General features: G+C 70.5%; 16 protein-coding genes. 7 read left to right on the top strand and 9 right to left on the bottom strand.

The window, feature by feature from the left end; all coding sequences use genetic code 11:
- The first annotated feature begins 164 nt into the window (after positions 1-164).
- Positions 165-497: an ATP/GTP-binding protein gene (locus OG718_RS19445; RefSeq protein WP_143636185.1), complete on the top strand. Its 333-nt coding sequence runs from the start codon at positions 165-167 to the stop codon at positions 495-497.
- A gap of 34 nt (positions 498-531) precedes the next feature.
- Here the strand turns inward: OG718_RS19445 and OG718_RS19440 are convergent, their stop codons facing one another.
- The 3 genes from OG718_RS19440 to OG718_RS19430 form a co-directional block, all read right to left on the bottom strand.
- Positions 532-1,377 carry an ABC transporter permease gene (locus OG718_RS19440; RefSeq protein ID WP_373466173.1) on the bottom strand — a complete coding sequence of 282 codons (846 nt, stop codon included), beginning with the start codon at positions 1,375-1,377 and terminating at the stop codon, positions 532-534.
- A complete protein-coding gene (locus tag OG718_RS19435) occupies positions 1,374-2,603 on the bottom strand; it encodes an ABC transporter ATP-binding protein (RefSeq protein WP_143636183.1) in 1,230 nt (409 codons plus the stop codon). The genes OG718_RS19440 and OG718_RS19435 overlap by 4 nt, the downstream gene beginning before the upstream one ends.
- A 151-nt stretch (positions 2,604-2,754) precedes the next feature.
- On the bottom strand, positions 2,755-3,639 hold the full coding sequence (locus tag OG718_RS19430) for a hypothetical protein (RefSeq protein WP_328844688.1): 885 nt from the start codon (positions 3,637-3,639) through the stop codon (positions 2,755-2,757).
- 169 nt (positions 3,640-3,808) lie between these two features.
- Between OG718_RS19430 and OG718_RS19425 the strand changes: the two genes are divergently transcribed.
- Positions 3,809-4,780 carry a hypothetical protein gene (locus OG718_RS19425; RefSeq protein WP_328844687.1) on the top strand — a complete coding sequence of 324 codons (972 nt, stop codon included), beginning with the start codon at positions 3,809-3,811 and terminating at the stop codon, positions 4,778-4,780.
- Here OG718_RS19425 and OG718_RS19420 read toward each other — a convergent pair.
- The 5 genes from OG718_RS19420 to mce form a co-directional block, all read right to left on the bottom strand.
- Complete coding sequence (locus OG718_RS19420; RefSeq protein WP_328844686.1) at positions 4,761-5,531, bottom strand: ABC transporter permease; 771 nt, start codon at positions 5,529-5,531, stop codon at positions 4,761-4,763. The two genes, OG718_RS19425 and OG718_RS19420, sit on opposite strands and share 20 nt — an antisense overlap.
- Before the next feature lie 4 nt (positions 5,532-5,535).
- The gene (locus tag OG718_RS19415) at positions 5,536-6,543 is read right to left on the bottom strand and encodes an ABC transporter ATP-binding protein (RefSeq protein ID WP_328844685.1); all 1,008 of its coding nucleotides are present in this window, start codon (positions 6,541-6,543) and stop codon (positions 5,536-5,538) included.
- Between the two features lie 142 nt (positions 6,544-6,685).
- Positions 6,686-7,621 (bottom strand): cellulose-binding protein, encoded by a 936-nt coding sequence (locus OG718_RS19410; RefSeq protein WP_143636173.1) that lies wholly within the window; start codon positions 7,619-7,621, stop codon positions 6,686-6,688.
- A 182-nt stretch (positions 7,622-7,803) separates the two neighbouring features.
- Positions 7,804-11,652, bottom strand: coding sequence for a polarized growth protein Scy (scy, locus tag OG718_RS19405; protein ID WP_306937882.1), 3,849 nt, complete (start codon positions 11,650-11,652; stop codon positions 7,804-7,806).
- A gap of 230 nt (positions 11,653-11,882) precedes the next feature.
- Complete coding sequence (gene mce, locus OG718_RS19400) at positions 11,883-12,323, bottom strand: methylmalonyl-CoA epimerase (RefSeq protein WP_143636169.1); 441 nt, start codon at positions 12,321-12,323, stop codon at positions 11,883-11,885.
- Positions 12,324-12,470: 147 nt separating this feature from the next.
- On the opposite strand from mce, the gene OG718_RS19395 reads away from it, so the two are divergent.
- The 3 genes from OG718_RS19395 (at position 12,471) to OG718_RS19385 (ending at position 16,303) form a co-directional block, all read left to right on the top strand.
- Complete coding sequence (locus OG718_RS19395; RefSeq protein WP_143636167.1) at positions 12,471-13,673, top strand: acetyl-CoA C-acetyltransferase; 1,203 nt, start codon at positions 12,471-12,473, stop codon at positions 13,671-13,673.
- Between the two features lie 31 nt (positions 13,674-13,704).
- A complete protein-coding gene (gene meaB / locus OG718_RS19390; RefSeq protein WP_143636166.1) occupies positions 13,705-14,661 on the top strand; it encodes a methylmalonyl Co-A mutase-associated GTPase MeaB in 957 nt (318 codons plus the stop codon).
- 385 nt (positions 14,662-15,046) lie between these two features.
- The gene (locus OG718_RS19385; RefSeq protein ID WP_328844684.1) at positions 15,047-16,303 is read left to right on the top strand and encodes an MFS transporter; all 1,257 of its coding nucleotides are present in this window, start codon (positions 15,047-15,049) and stop codon (positions 16,301-16,303) included.
- A gap of 54 nt (positions 16,304-16,357) precedes the next feature.
- On the opposite strand, the gene OG718_RS19380 is transcribed toward OG718_RS19385, so the two are convergent.
- Positions 16,358-17,086, bottom strand: coding sequence for a PepSY domain-containing protein (locus tag OG718_RS19380; RefSeq protein ID WP_143636163.1), 729 nt, complete (start codon positions 17,084-17,086; stop codon positions 16,358-16,360).
- A 174-nt stretch (positions 17,087-17,260) separates the two neighbouring features.
- Between OG718_RS19380 and OG718_RS19375 the strand changes: the two genes are divergently transcribed.
- Complete coding sequence (locus OG718_RS19375) at positions 17,261-17,929, top strand: response regulator transcription factor (RefSeq protein WP_306937872.1); 669 nt, start codon at positions 17,261-17,263, stop codon at positions 17,927-17,929.
- Positions 17,926-19,350, top strand: a complete 1,425-nt coding sequence (locus OG718_RS19370; protein ID WP_143636160.1) for a HAMP domain-containing sensor histidine kinase — start codon at positions 17,926-17,928, stop codon at positions 19,348-19,350. Before OG718_RS19375 ends, OG718_RS19370 begins: the two co-directional genes overlap by 4 nt.
- Position 19,351: the final 1 nt, after the last annotated feature.

Genomic DNA, 19,351 nt, shown 5'->3' with positions numbered 1-19,351 from the left:
ACACGTGCCAAGGACACGGCTTGGCGGGGAGATTGGCGGATTGTCTGCAGAATGAGCCGGCCGTGCGGGGGATCTGTGGGGATTGGTGACGTACGCGTACCCCTGGGTGCTCCGCGTAGGCTGGACACAGCCCGTGCTCCCTGTATAGCTCCGTGAGGTGTCCTGTGTCCCCGCGTCGCAACCGTCCCAAGGGTGCCGGTGACTCCGGCCGGAGCCCGGACGGAGATCCCTCCGACCGTTACGGGGGCTGGCAGTCGACGGAGAGCTGGCAGGGTGACGCGTGGAGCGTGCGGCACGTGGCGGGCGCGAGTGCCCAGGGCAAGACGTATCGCTGCCCCGGCTGCGACCAGCAGATTCCCTCCGGAGTCCCGCACGTGGTGGCCTGGCCCGAGCACTCCGGCGTGGACGAGCGACGGCACTGGCACAAGGCGTGCTGGAACGCGAAGGACCGCCGCACCACGAGGGTGCAGCGGTCCCGGAACGCTCCACGGTTCTAGACCTTCGAACGATTTTGCGTACGTTCCCTACGCCCTAGACATCCCGCTTCTCCAGCAGTGCGTAGGCCCCGGCGATCGCCGCCACGGTCACACCCGCGAGGAGGGCGAGCTGGGAACTGCCGTTCCCGTTCTCGGTGTCGAGCTGGAAGATCCGGGCGAGCGCGTTCGGAGCGTTGTACTCCATCATCTTCTCGCCGATCGTGCGCATGCTCTCGGACATCAACAGGAACGCGGGCAGGATCGCGGGCACCAGCACCACGCCGAGCATCGTGGTGATCGCGCCGGCGGAGTGCCGCAGCATCGAGCCCACCGCGAGCGCGAGGACGCCGAGCAGCGACACGTACAGCGCGCCCATCAGGACGGTCCCGCCCCACTCGTTGTCCGACGCCCCGCCGTGCATGCCCGACGTGATCATGCCGACCACGCCGATGGAGAGGGCCGACACGACGAACGCGACGACGAAGAAGATCATCAGCTTGGCCGTGAGCACCCGGTAGCGCTGCGGCGACGCCGTGAACGTCGTACGGATCATGCCCGTGCCGTACTCCGACGAGACCACCAGCACGCCCAGCGTGATCAGGCAGATCTGCCCGAGGATCAGGCCGAAGAAGGCGGGGACCGTGTACGGGACGTCCGTGAAGTCCTCGTTGGTGGTCTGGGCGGCGACGAGGAAACCGATGCCGACGACCAGCAGCACGAAGACACCGAGCGTCCACATCGTGGAGCGCACCGACTTGATCTTCGTCCACTCGGAGGCGAGCGCGTGACCGAGGTGCGTGCGCGTGATCGGAATCGGCGAGGTGTACGAAGTCCCGGACGTGCCCTGCCAGTCGGTGGCAGGGGCGGCCTGCTGCTGCATCTGGTGCTGGGGCGTGCTCATCGGGCGTCCTCGGGCTTGGTCAGGTCGGGCGCGGCGGAGGAGGGCTGCGCGGGGGCGGTGGGCGCGGGCGCGGTGCCGGCGGGCTGGGCGTACGGGTTGGGCTCTCCGGCACCGGGAGCGGCCGGGGCACCGTACGGACCCGCGGGCGGGCCGGCGGGCGGCTGCGCCTGGGGCATCGCGAACGGCTGGCCGCCCTGCTGGGGCGGCGGCGGGGCGTACCAGCCCGGCTGGCCCTGACCCGGCACCGGCATCTGCTGCGGCGGCATCGCGCCAGGCGGCAGCTCCTGCTGCAGCCCCGCGCGCTGGTCGATGGTGGAGCGGTAGTCGACGGCGCCCTGCGTCATCCGCATGTACGCCTCCTCCAGCGAGGCCTGGTGCGGGGAGAGCTCCCACAGGCGTACGTCGGAGCTGTGCGCGAGGTCGCTGATCTGGGGGAGCGGCAGGCCCATGACACGCAACGCGCCGTCCTGCTCGGGCAGCACCTGGCCGCCCGCCTCGGTCAGCGCCGCCGTCAGCTTCTCGCGCTGCTGGGGCTCGGAGTCGGGCGTGCGTACGCGGGCGAAGTCGGCCGAGTTGTGCGAGATGAAGTCACGGACGCTCATGTCGGCGAGCAGCTGGCCGCGGCCGATCACGATGAGGTGGTCGGCGGTGACCGCCATCTCGCTCATGAGGTGGGAGGAGACGAAGACGGTCCGGCCCTCCGCGGCCAGCGACTTCATCAGGTTCCGCACCCAGAGGATGCCCTCGGGGTCGAGGCCGTTGACCGGCTCGTCGAAGAGCAGCACTTGGGGGTCGCCGAGGAGCGCGGCGGCGATGCCGAGCCGCTGGCCCATGCCGAGCGAGAAGCCCTTGGAGCGCTTTTTCGCCACGTCCTGGAGGCCGACGACACCCAGCACCTCGTCCACGCGCCGGGCCGGGATGCCGGACAGCTGGGCGAGGCACAGGAGGTGGTTGCGGGCGTGCCGGCCACCGTGCACGGCCTTGGCGTCGAGGAGCGCGCCGACCTGGCGGGGGGCGTTGGGCAGCTTGCGGTAGGGGTAGCCGCCGATCGTGACCTGACCGGAGCTGGGGTTGTCGAGCCCGAGGATCATGCGCATGGTCGTCGACTTGCCCGACCCGTTGGGCCCGAGGAAGCCGGTGACGGAACCCGGCCTTACCTGGAAGGAAAGGTTGTACACGGCTGTCTTGTCGCCGTAGCGCTTCGTCAGGCCGACTGCCTCGATCATTCTCCGCACCCATCGAATGGTTCAGGACGTCGGGGCACACGCCCCCGTAAGGGTTAGGAGGATATCGGGGTGCTGACGGTTCCACTCAAGAGGAAGTAAAACAGCGCAGGTCACATGGGCGACTTGTCAGGTATGTGCCGTGCCTGGCCGGTCAGGATTCCGGAAGCGAGCCGTCCAGCGCGGGGAGGTGGTCGTAGAGCCGCAGTTCCGAGTCGTCGGACTCGTACGGCAGGAACTCGGGCTGCAAAGTGAGCCAGCCCTCCTCCCGGAAGACGCTGGTGCCGTTGTCCCGCACCGCCTCGTCGGCGCCCGCCCGACGCACCCAGGACTCGGGATCCGGGCCCAGCAGCTCGCGCAGGGCGCGGGACTCGGTGAGCAGTTCCCGCAGCAGCGCCGCCTGGTCCCCGCCGCCGGGGCGAGGAGCGCCGTTCCGGTCGGCCAGCATTCCATACGCGCTGAAGTAGATGTACGCGCCGCCCAGCCGCTCGCCCGAGGGCATCGTCATCGGGAACGCGTCGCCGGGAAGGAGCGCCCGCCGATAGCCGGGGAACTCGGTGTCGTCGACCACCTTCAGCTGGGCCGCGTCCAGCCAGGTGACGACCAGCGGTGTTTCGGCCTCCGGGTCCAGGTACGGTGCGGAGGCGACGTATCCGGCAGGGCTGATGTGGGCGGAGAGCCCGATGCTTACTCCCCGTACCTTGACCGGGATCATGGGCATCTCGTCGGCGATTCCGATGCGTCCGAATTTGTGGCTCACCTGACCCGGTGCCGCGTTCGACCCCACCGAGATCACCGGGTAGCGGCTACCGGTCGATGCCTGGCCGAGCCGGTCCAATACCGAGTCCAGGGTTTCCTTCTCGGGCACGCCGCCGCAGTCCACCAGCCAGTTGCCCAGGCGCTGCCGCCGTACCCGAAGAGCCAGCAGTTCCTTGCCGGAGAGCAGGACGGGTTCGTCGATGATGCGCCCCGGGTAGGTCAGCGGCTGCAGCGCCGGGACGTCGGTGAAGCCGAGCGCTTCGATGCTGCGGTGGGTCATGGTCAGTCCTTCTGTGAGCCGGCCGGGGAGGCGGGGACGGTCCGAGCCTGCCATAAGCACGCGTACCCGCGACACCTGCGAGGGGACCCTCCGGATGTGAATTGGTCGCAACAACGCCTGGACGCCAGACTGTTGGCGCTACGTTGCTGGTGACGAGTGGGGGAGACACATGCGTCTGTCAAGGCGTGTCCACGGGCAGCATCCCAGATTCCGTAAGTCAGTTCGGTGGTGGATAGCGGACCGTACGCTGCCCGCGCTGCTGATCCTGGCGCTCCTGGCGCTCCTGGCGCTTTCCCTGCTGATCGCCGTGGGGTATGTGCTGGCCGAGGACTCGCCGCAGGCACCGGCGGAGCGGCTGTGGTCCCTTCGGCTGCTGGACGTGACCCTGGAGGCGCTGCGCGCCTGCGTCGGCACGGACAGCCTCTCCGTGCGGGACGGGAACACCGCGCAGGAAGTGCTGGCGACGGTCGCGTCGGTGACCGGCGCGCTGGCCCCGGCGTCTCTCATCGGTGTCCTCTTCATCAAGATGTTCACGGTCCGGCCGGTCGTCTGGCGGAGGAAGGCGAGCATCTCGCGCGCCGCCATGTCGGATGCTCCGGACTACGCGAGGGCCCACGAGAGCAGCGACAAGGCGGTGATCGCCGTGCGCTTCTACAACCACATCCTGAATGTGGTCATGATGGAGGCGCGGGCCGAGGCCCATCTGCGCTATCTCCAGGAGTCACCGCGCGACGGCACACTGGTGATGTACAAGCAGCGGCTGAAGATCCTCGGCGAGGACGGCAAGCCGTGCGACGAGCGTGTGTGGTCCGTCGTGGAGCGCGCGGCTCCGTTCACCGTGTGGATACCCGTCGACGCCAAGGTGTCCGAGCTTCCGCTCTCCTCACTCCAGGGCAAGGATCTGCGCGGGCTCGAGGGTGTGCGCATCATGGTGCGCTTCACCGCCAAGGTGGTGGGGACCGGAGCGGCACTGAGTGACGAACGCTGGTTCAGGCTGGACGACGAGGACATCGAACTGGGCAAGTTTGCGTCCGTGGAGCCGGATCTCAGTATCCCCGTCGGCAAGTGGAAGGGGTGGAAGGAGTTCGACGAACTCCAGCCCGCCGGCTCACCGGAGGACCCTACGCATCCCGCTTCTTGAGCAGCACGTATCCGCCGGCCACCGCCACCAGCACCCACAGGACCATGATTCCCAGGCCGCCCCAGGGGCCGTACGGCACATCGTCGTCGATCGGGGTGACGACCTGCATGATCTTGCTGCCCGCCTGGTCCGGGAGGTACTGGCCGACCTTCTTGGTGGCGTCGACGTTGCCGAGGATCGCGGAGATCAGGAAGAAGAAGGGCATCAGGATGCCGAGGGAGAGCATCGGGCTGCGCAGCATCGTGGCGACGCCCATCGAGAAGAGGGCGATGAGGGTCATGTAGAGGCCGCCGCCGATGACCGCGCGCAGGACACCCGGGTCGCCGATCGAGGCCCGGTGCGAGCCCAGCATCGCCTGGCCGAGGAAGAAGGCGACGAAGCTGGTGGCGAGGGCGACGAGGAAGGCGAGTCCGGTCGCCACCGCGATCTTGCTGAAGAGGAAGGTGCCGCGCTGCGGCACCGCGGCGAGGGAGGTGCGGATCATGCCGGTGCTGTACTCGTTGGACACCACCAGCACGCCGAACACGATCATCGCCAGCTGACCGAGGCTCATCCCCGCGAAGCTGATGAACGTCGGGTCGAAGGAGAGCCGGTCCTTCGTGCTCAGGTCGTCGAACTCGTTCTTGGACAGCAGCGAGATGAGCACGCCGAGCGCGACGGTGACCACCGCGGCGAGACTGAGCGTCCACACCGTGGACGCCACCGACCGGATCTTGGTCCACTCGGACCGGACGACCTGGGTCGCGGCCATGGATTCAGCCCTTCTTCCAGTCGTTGCCCCACTGGGGCGCCTGCCGCTGCCCGGCGGGCGGCGCGGCAGATGGAACGGCGGGTGGCACGGTCCCGGTGAGTCCCGGGTCCGCGTGCGCGTGGTACTCCACCGACTCCGCCGTCAGCTGCATGAACGCCTCTTCCAGCGAGGCCTGTTGAGGGCTCAGCTCATGCAGCACGATCTGGTGCTGGGCCGCGAGCTCCCCGATGTGCTCCGACTTCGCGCCGTCCACTTCGAGCGCCTCGCCGCCCGCCTCGACGACGGTGACCCCGGCCCCGTGCAGCACGTCGAGCAGCCGCTCCCGCTGGGGCGACCGGATCCGTACGTACGACCGTGAGTTCTGCCGGATGAAGTCGGCCATGGAGGTGTCTGCGAGCAGTCGGCCCTGGCCGATCACGACGAGGTGGTCCGCGGTCAGCGCCATCTCGCTCATCAGATGCGAGGAGACGAAGACCGTACGCCCCTGGGCGGCCAGGGACTTCATCAGGTTGCGGATCCAGTGGATGCCCTCGGGGTCGAGCCCGTTGACCGGCTCGTCGAACATCAGGATCCGGGGGTCGCCGAGCAGCGCGCCCGCGATACCGAGCCGCTGCCCCATGCCGAGCGAGAAGCCCTTCGCCTTCTTCTTCGCCACCGCCGTGAGGCCCACCGTGTCGAGGACCTCGTGCACCCGCGCCCTCGGAATCCCGTTGCTCTGCGCGAGGCACAGGAGGTGGTTGAAGGCGCTGCGGCCGCCGTGCATGGCCTTGGCGTCGAGCAGGGCCCCGATGTACTTCAGCGGATCCTTGAGACGGTCGTAGTGCTGCCCGTCGATCCGCACATCGCCCGCGGTCGGCCGGTCGAGCCCGAGCAGCATCCGCATCGTCGTGGACTTTCCGGCCCCGTTCGGCCCCAGAAACCCGGTCACGATCCCCGGCCGCACGGTGAACGTCAGATGATTCACCGCCATTTTCTCGCCGTACCGCTTGGTAAGCCCCTCAAGCTCGATCATGGGCCCACGCTAAAACGCGACAAAGCCCCCTGCCACTTCAGTGGCAGGGGGCTCTTTGCCTTTGCGGGTCCCGCTCCCCTTTGGGGGAGCGAGGAACTGCGCGACCAGCCCGAACGGACCCGCAGATCCCCTACAACCCGGATTAGCGGGTCTGCTGCGCCGGCACCCCACGAGAGATCGGCTCGTCCTCGGCCGGAGAGCCCGCGGCAGCGACCGCCGCACCGGTGAGCGTCGCGAGCATCTCGCGGACATTCGTCAGCTGAGCGTTGATCGAGTCGCGACGGTTCGTGAGAGCCGCCAGCTCCCGCTCGGATTCCGAACGGATCCGGTCAGCCTTGGCGTTCGCGTCGGCCACGATGTCCTCGGCCTGGCGCTGAGCCGTCTCCACCGTCTGACGGGCGCGGCGCTCGGCGTCCGTGCGCAGCTTCTCGGCCTCCAGGCGGAGCTGCTCCGCGCGGTGCTCGATCTCCGCGAGACGCTTCTCGGCCTTGGCCTGACGCGAAGCCAGGTCGCGCTCGGACTGCTCGCGGCGCTTGGCGAGGTTCGTCTCGAAGTCGGCGGCGGCCTGAGCGGCCTTCGCACGGGTCTCCTCGAAGAGGGCGTCCGCCTCCTCACGCTTGGACTGCGCGTCCTTCTGAGCCTCGGTACGCAGCTGAGAAGCGTCGGACTTGGCCTTCTCGACGATCCGGACGCCCTCGTCCTCCGCCTTGGCCTTGCGGTCCGCAGCGAACGATTCTGCGTCGTTACGCACCTGCTGGGCCGCCGACTCGGCGAGCTCACGGTGCTGTTCCGCCGCGCGACGGGCCTCTTCGCGCAGGTCCTTCGCCTCCTCCTCGGCGAGGCGGAGGATCTTCTCGACGCGCGCGCCGAGACCCGCGTACGACGGCTCTGCGTCGCTGACCTGGGCCTGGGCGTTCTGCGTTTCGAGATGGAGCTCCTCGATGCGCTTTTCCAGAGCAGTGATACGGGCCAGAGCGCTGTCACGGTCGGAGACGAGCTTCGAAATGCGTTCGTCCACCTGAGCGCGGTCGTACCCACGCCGCACAAGCTCGAAGCCGTAGGGGGAAGTGTCGCTCATGGGGTTCCTGTCGAATGAGACCGGTGAGGTGATAGGTGGAATCCTAGGGGTCAAGACGGTGTGTCATCGAGCAGTAGCCCGATTGATATGGAGAATGACACCCTTTTTGGTGGCTAACTGCCGGACCGCTTGCCAGAGACGATGCCGAAGGCGTCTGGCAAGCACGGAAGTTGGCCATTTGGCTAGCCCTCCGACGGCTTGCCACCCGAACGAGTCGCACCGGCCGCAGCGGCAGCCTTGACGCCACCGTCCTTGCCACTCGACGGGGCCTCAAACGACTCCAACGCCTCAAGGACGTCCTGGACACGGGAGATCTCGGCATTGATGTCCTCGCGGCGCCGGACCAGCACCTCCAGCTCGCGCTTGCCCTCCTCGACCGCGGCCCGCGCCTCGCGCACCGCCTCGGATCTGATCGCCTCGGCCTCGGAGATGAGCGCGGCCTTCTTCTGCTCGGCCTCCTTGAGAAGCCCCTCCGCCTTCTTCACGGCGGCGATCCGGACCTTGCCCGCCTCGGAGTTGGCCTCCGACACCAGGTCCTTGGCCTTCGACTCGGCTTCTCTCAGCTGGTCCTCGGCGGCCTTGATGAGCGCGTCGCAGCGGTCGCCCGCCGCCTTCATCGTCTCGGCGGACTCCCGGCGGGCCCGGTCGTGCAGATCCTCGATCTCGCCGGTGATCCGGTCACGCAGCTCCTCCGCCCGCTCCCTTATGGCCGTGGCGTCCCGGCGCGCGCCGACGAGCAGCTCGTCCGCGTCCGTCCGGGCCCGCTCCACCAGCGAGTTGCCCTCGACGGTCGCCTCGGAGACCAGCCGCTCGGCTTCGTTGCGGGCGGCGCCGACCATCGTGTCGGACTGCGTCTCCGCGTCCGCGGTGGTCTTGTGCGCCGCCTGCTGGGCCTCCGTGATCAGCTTGTCGGCCTCGGCGGTCGTCTCCGTGATCAGCGTGTCGACCTGCTCGGCCGCCTCGGAGCGCCGCTTGTTGGCTTCCTTGCGCGCCTTGTCCAGCGTGTCGTCGGCCTCGTCGCGTGCGTTCGACATGAGCCGGTCGGCCTCGGCGGCGGCCTCGTTCCTGACGCGCTCCGCCTCCGACCGGACCCGCTCGGCGTGCTGCTGCGCGGAACCGACCGTCTCGGCCGCCTCGGCGCGCAGCCGCTCCGCGTCGCCCGTCGCGTCCGAGATCAGCTTCTCGGCCTTCGCCACGGACTCGGAACGGACCCGCTCCGCCTCCGCGTTGGTCTCCGCCGTGAGCCGCTCCGCCTCCGACGTCACCTCGGTGATGAGGGTGTCGGCCTGTGTCGCCGCGTCCGACCGGATGCGGTTGGCGTCCTCGCGTGCCTCGGCCCGCGCCCGTGAGGCGTCCTGCTCGGCCGACGCGACGGTGTCCGACGCCTCCGTACGGGCCCGCTGGACGAACTCCGAGGCATCCGAGCGCAGCCGCTCGGACTCGGTGATCGCCTCCGAAACCGTGCGCTCCGCAAGGGACTTGGCGGCCTCCGCCTCGTCCCGCGCCTCGCGCCGGACACGGTTGCCGTCCTCGGTGGCCCGCTCCCGCTCCGCGTAGGCGTCTGCGCGGACCCGGTCGGCCTCCTGCTGGGCCTCCGTGCGCATGCGCTCCGCCACGTGCTCGGCGGCGCTGCGCAGGCCGGTGATCTCCTCCTGGGCCTGCTCGTGCAGCCCGGCGACGGAGTCCCGTACCTGCTGCGCGGTCTGCTCGGCGGCCGACACCATCTCGGTCGCCCGGCGGTCCGCCTCCTCGACCAGCCGTACGGCCTCGGTCTGGGCCTCCTCCACGCGGTTGCGCGCCGAGGCCAGCAGCTCCTCGCTCTGCTCGCGAGCCCGCTCCCGCTCCTGGTCGGCCTCCTGCCGGGCGGCGCCGAGGAGTTCCTCGGCCTCGCGGCGGCGCCTGGCGGCCTCCTCCTGGGCGGCGGACAGCGCCTCGGCCGCCTCCGTGGCGAGCCGCTCGGCGGCGGCCTGCGCCTCCGTCCGTACGCGGTCCGCGGTGTCCTGTGCCTCCGACTTCAGCCGCTCGGCCTCCGCCGCGGCCTCCGAACGCAGCCGTACGGCGATGGACTCGCCCTCGGCACGCGACGCGGACGCGTCGGAAGCGGCCTCGTCGCGCAGCCGCTCGGCCTCCGCCTCGGCCTGCGCCTGGAGCGTACGGATCCGCTCGGCGGCCTCGCCGCGCAGCCGGTCGATCTCCTCGGATGCCTCACGACGGATCCGCTCGCCCTCGGCGCGCGCGTCGGTCAGCGCCTCCTCGGCGGAGGCGAGGCGCTCCTCGGCCTCCGTGTGCAGCCGGGTCAGCCCCTCGGCGGCCTCGTCCTGGCGGGCCGCTATGGCCCGCTCGGTGTCCTCGTGCAGTTCACGGGCGGCGCGCTCGGCCTCCGCCGTGATGGCCTCGGCCTGCTCGACGGCCTCCGCCCGGTGCCGCTCGGCCTCCGCGCGGGTGCGCTCCAGCGTCTCCTCGGCCTGCCGGCGCAGCGTCGTGGCGCGCTCGATGGCCTCCGTACGGACCCGCTGGCTGTCCGTCGTCGCGTTCGACCGCTGCTCGTCCGCGTCGGCCTTCGCCTTGGCGAGCAGCTCCTCGGCGGTCTTGGCCGCCTCCTCGATCTGCTGGACGGCCTCACGCCGGGCCTCGGAACGGATCCGCTCGCCCTCGGCATTGGCGTCCGCACGCAGCTGCTCGGCGTCGCCGCGCAGCCGGCGCGCCTCCTCCTGCAGCTCGACCGTCTTGGCGCGGTACTCCTTGGTGTCGTCCTTCGCCGTGCCCTTGAGCTGCTCGGCGATGTCGTGCGCCTCGGCACGCAGCCGGTCCGCCTCGGCCTCGGCCTCGGCGCGGATCCGCTCGGCCTCCTCGGACGCGGCCTTGGTGGTCGACTTGGCTTCCTCGGACGCCTTGTTCAGGACGTCCTCGGCCGTACGGGCCGCCTTGGAGAGCTGGGAGGCGGTCTCCTCGGCGGTGAGACTGCGCGCGTTCTCCTCGGCCTCCGCGACGATCTTCTCGGCGGCGGTCTTGGCGTCCGCGACGACCTGCTCGGCCTCCGCCTTGGTGGCCTCGGCCTCCTTGGTGGCTTCGCTGACCAGCCGGGCGACCTGCTCCTTCGCCGTACGCGTGCGCTGCTCGTTCGCCGACTCCGCGCCGGTGAGCGCCTTGGCCGCGGCCTCCTTCGCCTCGGCGAGGACCTTCTCCGCCTCGGCCCGCGCCTCGCGCAGCGCCGCCTCGGCCTCGCTGGCGCGCTGCTCGGCGGCCCGGCTCAGCTCGCCCGCCTGGCGGCGCGCGCTGTCCGACTCGGTCGCGGTCGAACTGCGCAGCTGCTCGGCGTGGTCCGTGGCCTCCTGGGCCTGCGTCGACGCCGCGTTCAGCAGCCGCTCGGCGTCCGTGCGGGCCCGGCGCAGCAGCGCCTCGGCCTCGGCGCGCGCCTGCTCCGCGTCGCTCTGCAGCCGCTGACGGGCCTCCGCGGCGACCCGCTCGGCCTCCGCGCGGGCGGCGGCCAGGGCCTGCTCGGCCTCGCCACGGGACTCGTCGACCAGCCGGCGGGCCTGCTGCTCGCTGCGGGCACGCAGCTGCTCGGCCCACGCCACGTTCTCGTTGACGTGCGACTCGACGCTCTGCCGGCGCTCCGAGAGCTCCTGGTCGAGCTGCTGGCGACGGGTGACCGCCTCCTGGTGCAGCTCCGCCTGGAGACGGGCGGCCTGCTCGGCGTGCTCCTGGAGGATCCGCTGAGTCTGCGCACGGGCCTGGCTCAGCTCCCGCTCGGCGTCCTGCCGCAGCTGGTCGGCCTGGATCTGCGCGTTACGGAGCATCTGCTCGGCCTGATAGCCGATGTCGGCGCTGTCGTAGGCAGGCCGGGTCGCCAGACTGCGGCGCGCCTCGTGCAGCTTGGCGCGCAGCACCTCGACCTGATAGCCGAGGTCCTCGGCGTGCTGGACGGCCTTCTCCCGCTCGGTCTTCAGCCGCTCCATCTCGGCCTCGAACCGAGAGAGGTGGTCGACGTCAGCCGCCGGCTCTCGCTCCTGGCGTTCGTAGCCCCGCACTGCGCGGTCCCATCCGTCCCCTGGTCGCAAGTCTCTCCAAACGAGCACCGTCCATCCGCCGAACGGGGCCCCCGGGGAATGGTGTCAGATCAACGGCGGAGCACACGCTGCTGCCCCGCCACTCGCCCCCGAAACCTGGACCCCGGCCCTCGGATCCTGACGATGAGGACCCGGACCACCCCGAAGAGGCGGCGGCCGTGCCCAACCCTACCGGCCCTTATGTACGCGGGTCAGTGCTCAGGTGACTCAACAGGCGCCGATGTGACCAGTTCTGTCAGGACGCCATGGCAATCCTTCGGGTGCAGGAAGGTGATGCGCGACCCCATCGAACCCCTGCGCGGCTCGTCGTACAGCACGCGTACGCCCTTGTCGCCGATGGCAGCCGCGTCCGCGTCCACATCCGCCGTACCGAAAGCGATGTGGTGCACGCCCTCACCGTTCTTGGCCAGCCACTTTCCGACGGCGGAGTCCTCGCGGGTGGGTTCCAGGAGCTGGAGGTAGGAGGCGCCCCCGTCGGACGTCTCGTTGATCTTGAGCATGGCCTCGCGCACGCCCTGCTCCTCGTTGACCTCGGAGTGGAAGACCTCGAAGCCGTATGTCGCACGGTAGAACTCGACAGTCCTGTCGAGGTCGAAACAGGCGATCCCGATGTGGTCGATTCGCGTCAGCATGGTGTCAGTGCAGCGCTCCTGAGGCGGTTACGCAACGTGCGCGCGATCACACACCGCGCCGGATGACGCGTGGCGTACCGGTCAGTACATTTCAAGTAAACCCTCGTTCACTCCTCAGCTGTGCAAGCTGGAAGGGGATCGCTCCTCATGTCTGGAACGAACAGCACCACCTCCGTCATCGTCGCGGGTGCCCGCACCCCGATGGGACGGCTGCTCGGCTCTCTCAAGTCCTTCTCCGGAGCCGACCTCGGTGGTTTCGCGATCAAGGCCGCCCTCGACCGTGCGGGCATCGGCGGCGACCAGGTGCAGTACGTGATCATGGGCCAGGTGCTCCAGGCCGGGGCGGGGCAGATCCCGGCACGCCAGGCCGCGGTCAAGGCGGGCATCCCGATGAGCGTCCCGGCGCTCACGATCAACAAGGTCTGTCTGTCGGGGCTCGACGCCATCGCGCTCGCCGACCAGCTGATCCGCGCCGGTGAGTTCGACGTGGTGGTGGCGGGCGGCCAGGAGTCGATGACCAACGCTCCCCACCTGCTCCCGAAGTCCCGGGAGGGCTACAAGTACGGCGCGATCGAGATGCTCGACGCGATGGCGTACGACGGGCTGACCGACGCCTTCGAGAACATCGCCATGGGCGAGTCGACCGAGAAGCACAACACGCGCCTGGGCATTCTGCGGCCCGAGCAGGACGACTTCTCGGCCCTCTCGCACCAGCGGGCCGCCGCCGCGCAGAAGAACGGCCTCTTCGAGGCGGAGATCACTCCGGTCGGGATTCCGCAGCGCAAGGGCGAGCCCGTCGTCTTCAGCGAGGACGAGGGCATCCGTGCCGAGACGACCGCCGAGTCGCTCGGCAAGCTGCGGCCCGCGTTCGCGAAGGACGGGACGATCACCGCAGGCTCGGCCTCGCAGATCTCCGACGGGGCGGCCGCGGTCGTCGTCATGAGCAAGGCCAGGGCGCTGGAGCTCGGACTGGACTGGATCGCGGAGATCGGCGCCCACGGAAACGTCGCGGGACCCGACAACTCTTTGCAGTCGCAGCCGTCGAACGCGATCCAGCACGCGCTCAAGAAGGAGGGCATCGGCGTCGAGGATCTTGACCTGATCGAGATCAACGAAGCCTTCGCCGCCGTCGCGGTCCAGTCAATGAAGGACCTCGGCGTGTCCACGGAAAAGGTGAACGTCAACGGCGGCGCCATCGCCCTCGGTCACCCGATCGGCATGTCCGGCGCCCGGCTCGTACTGCACCTCGCCCTCGAACTGAAGCGGCGGGGCGGCGGAGTGGGCGCGGCCGCGCTGTGCGGTGGCGGCGGGCAGGGTGACGCGCTGATCGTGCGGGTACCCAAGGTCTGACGCGTTTTCCCGTCTCGTGAACGGAGCTGTGATGCAGGACGTCGCCTCGCTGGTGACCCAGGCCAGGGAAGGCCGGCCGCGGGCCGTGGCCCGGCTGATCTCCCTGGTGGAGGGGGCGTCCCCGCAGCTCCGTGAGGTGATGGCCGCACTGGCGCCGCTCGCGGGCAACGCGTACGTCGTGGGGCTCACGGGCTCGCCCGGTGTCGGCAAGTCGACGTGCACGTCGGCGCTCGTGACCGCCTACCGGCGGCAGGGCAAGCGGGTCGGTGTCCTCGCCGTCGACCCGTCCTCGCCCTTCTCCGGCGGTGCGCTCCTGGGGGACCGGGTGCGGATGTCGGACCACGCGTCGGATCCCGGTGTCTACATCCGCTCCATGGCGACGCGGGGGCACCTCGGCGGGCTCGCCTGGGCGGCCCCGCAGGCGATCCGCGTGCTGGACGCGGCGGGGTGCGACGTGGTCCTCGTGGAGACCGTGGGCGTCGGGCAGTCCGAGGTCGAGATCGCGTCGCAGGCCGACACGAGTGTGGTGCTGCTGGCTCCCGGCATGGGTGACGGCATCCAGGCCGCCAAGGCGGGGATCCTGGAGATCGGTGACGTGTACGTGGTCAACAAGGCCGACCGGGACGGGGCGGACGCCACCGCCCGTGAGCTGAACCACATGCTGGGGCTCGGTGAGTCCCGGGGGCCCGGGGACTGGCGGCCGCCGATCGTGAAGACGGTCGCTGCGCGGGAGGAAGGCATCGACGAGGTCGTCGAAGCGCTGGAGAAGCATCGGGCCTGGATGGAGGAGCGGGGGGTGCTCGTCGAGCGGCGGCTCGCTCGGGCCTCTCGCGAGGTCGAGACGATCGCCGTCACGGCCCTGCGCGAACGGATCGCCGACCTTCACGGCGACCGGCGCCTCAGCGCCCTCGCCGAGCGCATCGTCGCGGGCGACCTGGACCCCTACCGGGCGGCGGACTCACTGGTGGAAGGCCTGACGGAGGCCTGACCCCGGGGTTTCCTCGCCCCCGCCGCCCCTTCCCGTCCCGCCCCTGGGGGCTGCGCCCCCAGACCCCCGCTCATCGGCCTGAACGGCCTCGTCCTCAAACGCCGGACGGGCTGAAAATCCAGCCCCTCCGGCGTTTGAGGAGCGGGGGTTCGGGGGCGGAGCCCCCGAGTAGTGACGGGAATGGGTAGGGGCGGCGGGGGCGAGAAAAGTCCTGTCGGCTGCCCGGGGGCGCTGGTACGTTGATCGGCGTGTTCCTCCTCTTGGCATAGGGCCCGTCCCGGCCCGCGATCGGCAGCGCGGTAGGCGCAGCCGTCGCGGAGCACAGGCGTCCCCATTGCCCGGGCGCACGCCCCCGGCGGCGCCCTCTTTCTGAGGAACCCTTCGCATGTCGGCGTCTTCGACGCGGCCTTCGTATGCCGCGGTACTGCGCATGCCCCACGCCACCCGAACCTTCACAGCCGCCCTCGTGGGCAGGCTGTCGTACGGCATGGTCTCGCTGGCCGTGCTGCTCGCGGTGAGCCGTGCCACCGGCTCGTACGCCGTGGCCGGTGTCATCATGGCGCTCTTCGGCGCCGCGAGCGTGTTTCTGTCGCCCCTGAGGGCCGCCCTGGTCGACCGGCACGGCCCGCGCCGCGCACTGCTGCCGATGGCCGCGCTGTACGCGGGCCTGCTCGGCGTACTCGCCGCGGCGACCTGGCGCCCCGGGGCACCCGCGGCCGTCCTGGGAACGGCCGCTGTCGCGGCGGGCGCGTGCACCCCGCCTCTCGGCCCCACCATGCGGGCCGTGTGGGGCGAACTCGTCACCGACCGACGGCTGTTGCAGCGCGCGTACAGCCTGGACGGCGTCGCCGAGGAACTGCTGTTCGTCTCGGGGCCACTGCTGATGGGAGTGGTCGTACAGTTCGCGCCCCCGGCCGCGGGAGTCGCCATAAGCGCCCTGCTGGTGGCCATCGGCACCCTGGCGTTCGTCACCTCACCCGTGGTGAGGAGCGTCGCCGTACAGGCCTCACGCGTACGGGCGCGGATGCGGATGCGGATCGAGCGCGGACTCGTCCAGCCCGTCGTCGTGGCCGCGGGCGTCGGGCTCTCACTCGGCGCCGTCGACCTGCTGGTGCTGGCCTTCGCCGAGGAGCGGGGCCACGGGGACGACACCGTGGCGTGGATCTTCGCCGCGCTGTCGGCCGGAAGCGCCGCGGGCGGGCTGCTGTACGGCGCGGTCGAGTGGCGCGCCGGAGCCCGGGTGCGACTGCCCGCGCTGACGGCGGGCCTCGGCCTCTCCCTGGCCGTCGCCGGGCTCTCTCCGAGCCTGGCCACGCTCACCGGCGCCGTCGTGTGTGCCGGGTTCTTCGTCGCCCCGGCGCTGACCACCGCGTATCTGGTGGCCGACGAGTCCGCCGCGCCGGGCGCCCGGGTCCAGGCCGGCGCCTGGGTCAACACCGCGGTGAACGCGGGTATCTCGACGGGTGCGGCGGCCGCGGGACTGCTGGTGGGCCGACTGCCCGTGGAAGCGGGGTTCGCCCTGGCCGGCGGGGCGGCGCTCCTCGCGGCCGCAGCCGTCGGAGTGGGGACCCGGTATCCGCGCGCACGGCCCCAGGAGCAGGAGCAGGAGCAGGAGGCCGGCTCGGTGGAACAAGCCCGCTGACGCCGGTAAGGGCACCCGGTGCCGGGTGCCCTTACCTGGAGAGAGGGGGAGACGTCAGTCGTTCGAGCGGTCCGCCGTGATCTTGCCGGAGTCGGGGTTGACCCTCCAGTCGCTGCCGGTGCCGTTGGCGGCGGTGGTGTCGACCTCCCAGGCCTTGTCCGTGCTCTCCTCGTCGAGGTCGACGGAGGTCACCGTGCCCTTGGCGGCGCCGGCCTCCGCGGCCTCGGCGGCGGTGACGGAGCTGCCCTTCAGAGCGGCACGGATCTGAGCGGTCTCGGCGGCGTCGTCACCGTCTTCGTCCCGGTCGACGTGGGAGCCGACGACCTTGCCGGTGGCGGGGTCGACCTGGACGCTGTGCCAGGCGCCGCCGTTGGTGAGGATGTCCACGTCCCACACGTGCTTCGTGCCCTCGTCGTCCAGGTCGGCCGAGACGGCCGTGCCCTTCGTGTTCTTCAGCGCCGCCTTGATCGCGTCGGCGGCATCGACCTGCGCGACCTTGGCGTCGGCGGCGTTCTCGGCCTTGTCCTCGGCGTCCTCGCCGTTGTCCTTCGCGGCCCTGTCCTCGGCCGCGTCGGCCTTGTCCTCAGCCTTGTCGTCCGCGTCGTTGTCGTCCGTGTCGTTCACATCGGTGTCGTCGTCACGGCCGGTGTCGTCGTTCGACACCTGCACGTTCGACTTCTTTGCCGGCGCCTCCTCGTCACCCGAGACCGCGAGGGCGGTCGCGGTGCCGCCGCCGATCAGGGCTGCGGCCGCGATGGTGGCGATGACGACGTTGCGCTTCATGGTGATTCCTCCAGAATGCGACTGGTTGCAACCAGTAACGGATGTTGTCGCCGGTTGCAGCTGGCTTGTTTGCCTCGTCTGCTGTTCGACAGGAACCAATCTGGCCGACCGACGCTGAAGCCGACCTGAAGCCTCCTGAAGGTGTCTTCAGGTTCGGTTTGCCAAGCTGGGCGCATGCGCCTGTTGATCGTGGAGGACGAAAAGCGGCTCGCCCTGTCGCTTGCCAAGGGCCTGACGGCCGAGGGATACGCCGTGGACGTGGTCCACGACGGCCTGGAGGGGCTGCACATGGCCGGCGAGGGCTCGTACGACCTCGTCATCCTCGACATCATGCTGCCCGGGATGAACGGCTACCGCGTGTGCGGCGCCCTGCGCGCCGCGGGACACGACGTGCCGATCCTGATGCTCACCGCCAAGGACGGCGAGTACGACGAGGCCGAGGGCCTCGACACGGGCGCCGACGACTATCTGACCAAGCCCTTCTCGTACGTCGTCCTCGTCGCCCGGGTGAAGGCGCTGCTGCGGCGGCGCGGCCCGTCGGGCGGAGCCTCGCCCGTGTACGAGATCGGGAACCTGAAGGTCGACACCGCCGCCCGGCGCGTGTTCCTCGCGGACGACGAGATCACCCTGACCACCAAGGAGTTCTCCGTCCTCGAGCAGCTCGTCGTGCGGGCCGGGGAGGTCGTGTCGAAGGCCGACATCCTGGAGCACGTCTGGGACTTCGCGTACGAGGGAGACCCGAACATCGTCGAGGTCTACATCAGCACCCTGCGCCGCAAGCTCGGCCCGGAGCTCATCAAGACCGTCCGCGGGGCCGGATACAGACTGGAGGTACGGGCATGAGGCGGCGAATGAGATCGGTACGGGCCCGCGCCACGCTCGCCGCGACCCTCGTCGTCGCCATAGCCCTGGTCGCCGCGGGCGCCGCCGTGCTGTTCGCGCTGCGGGCCAGCCTCATCGGCCAGGCGGACACCGAGGCCGACTCGGTGGCCCGCAACGCCGCCTCGGCGCTGTCGAACGGGCTCGCGTACAACGATCTCGACCTGCCGGACGGCGACGAGAACCCCGTCGAGGTCCTGGACCGGAAGGGGAAGGCCGTCGTCTTCGGCGAGGACGTCGAGGGCATGAGCGTGGCCGCCAGGGCCTCGGACCGGCTGAACTCCGTCGCCAATGACGACGCCGGCGACAAGGACGAGGGACTGGCCGACGAGGAGGACGCTCTCAAAGCCGGCGAAATCGCCGACGAGACCTGGTACGGCGAGGGCACCGCGACCGTCGAAGGGGAGACCGACGACTACCGGTTCGCCGGGGTCGACGTGGTCACGAAGGGGGGTGTCCCGCTCACCGTCTACGCGGGCGCTCCGCTCTCCGCCGAACAGAGCGCTGTCGGTACGGCGTTGACGGCCATGCTGATCGGCCTGCCCCTGCTGCTGGTGACGGTCAGCGGGGTGACGTACGTCGTCACCAGGCGGGCTCTGCAACCCGTGGAGGGGATCCGGGCCGAGATGGCCGCCATCACGGCCTCCGAGGACCTCTCGCGACGCGTCCCCGAGCCCGCCACCCACGACGAGGTCGCCCGCCTCGCCCGTACGACGAACGAGACGCTCGCCGCGCTGGAGGCCTCGGTGGAACGGCAGCGCGCGTTCGTCGCCGACGCCTCGCACGAGCTGCGCAGCCCCATCGCCTCACTGCGCACCCAGCTCGAAGTGGGCGCCGCGCACCCGGAGCTGCTCGATGTCGAGGGCGCCGTCGAGGACACCGTACGACTGCAGCGGCTCGCCGCCGACCTGTTGCTGCTCGCCCGGCTGGACGCGGGGGAGCGGTCGGCGGACGCGCCCCTGGACCTGGCGGCGTTCGTCCGCGAGGAGGCGAGCCAGCGGGTCGGGGACGGGGTCGAGGTGTCCGTGGACGCGGACGCCGTGGAAGTGAGCGGATCCCGCGGTCAGCTGACGCGCGTGCTCGGCAATCTGCTGGACAACGCCCAGCGGCACACGCGGACCTCGGTCACCGTGACCGTGCGGCGCTCGGGGGAGTGGGCGGTCGTAGGGGTCGCCGACGACGGCGCGGGCGTGCCCGCCGCCGAGCGCGAGCGGATCTTCGAGCGGTTCGTACGGCTCGACGAGGCACGTACCCGCGACGACGGCGGAGCCGGTCTCGGCCTCGCCATCGCCCGCGGTGTCGCCGTCCGGCACGGCGGATCACTCACCGTCCGGGACGCACCGACAGGCGGAGCCCTGTTCGAACTCCGCCTGCCACTGCGCTGAG

Source organism: Streptomyces sp. NBC_00258 (assembly GCF_036182465.1).
Lineage (GTDB): Bacteria > Actinomycetota > Actinomycetes > Streptomycetales > Streptomycetaceae > Streptomyces.
The sequence above is the reverse complement of the archived record's forward strand: the minus strand, read 5'-3'. Positions and strand labels throughout refer to the sequence as shown.

Coding starts and splice junctions, on each gene's coding strand:
- OG718_RS19440 (WP_373466173.1), bottom strand. CDS start 1,377: ATGAGCACGCCCCAGCACCAGATGCAGCAGCAGGCCGCCCCTGCCACC.
- OG718_RS19435 (WP_143636183.1), bottom strand. CDS start 2,603: ATGATCGAGGCAGTCGGCCTGACGAAGCGCTACGGCGACAAGACAGCC.
- OG718_RS19430 (WP_328844688.1), bottom strand. CDS start 3,639: ATGACCCACCGCAGCATCGAAGCGCTCGGCTTCACCGACGTCCCGGCG.
- OG718_RS19425 (WP_328844687.1), top strand. CDS start 3,809: ATGCGTCTGTCAAGGCGTGTCCACGGGCAGCATCCCAGATTCCGTAAG.
- OG718_RS19420 (WP_328844686.1), bottom strand. CDS start 5,531: ATGGCCGCGACCCAGGTCGTCCGGTCCGAGTGGACCAAGATCCGGTCG.
- OG718_RS19415 (WP_328844685.1), bottom strand. CDS start 6,543: ATGATCGAGCTTGAGGGGCTTACCAAGCGGTACGGCGAGAAAATGGCG.
- OG718_RS19410 (WP_143636173.1), bottom strand. CDS start 7,621: ATGAGCGACACTTCCCCCTACGGCTTCGAGCTTGTGCGGCGTGGGTAC.
- mce (WP_143636169.1), bottom strand. CDS start 12,323: ATGCTGACGCGAATCGACCACATCGGGATCGCCTGTTTCGACCTCGAC.
- OG718_RS19395 (WP_143636167.1), top strand. CDS start 12,471: ATGTCTGGAACGAACAGCACCACCTCCGTCATCGTCGCGGGTGCCCGC.
- meaB (WP_143636166.1), top strand. CDS start 13,705: ATGCAGGACGTCGCCTCGCTGGTGACCCAGGCCAGGGAAGGCCGGCCG.
- OG718_RS19385 (WP_328844684.1), top strand. CDS start 15,047: ATGTCGGCGTCTTCGACGCGGCCTTCGTATGCCGCGGTACTGCGCATG.
- OG718_RS19380 (WP_143636163.1), bottom strand. CDS start 17,086: ATGAAGCGCAACGTCGTCATCGCCACCATCGCGGCCGCAGCCCTGATC.
- OG718_RS19375 (WP_306937872.1), top strand. CDS start 17,261: ATGCGCCTGTTGATCGTGGAGGACGAAAAGCGGCTCGCCCTGTCGCTT.
- OG718_RS19370 (WP_143636160.1), top strand. CDS start 17,926: ATGAGGCGGCGAATGAGATCGGTACGGGCCCGCGCCACGCTCGCCGCG.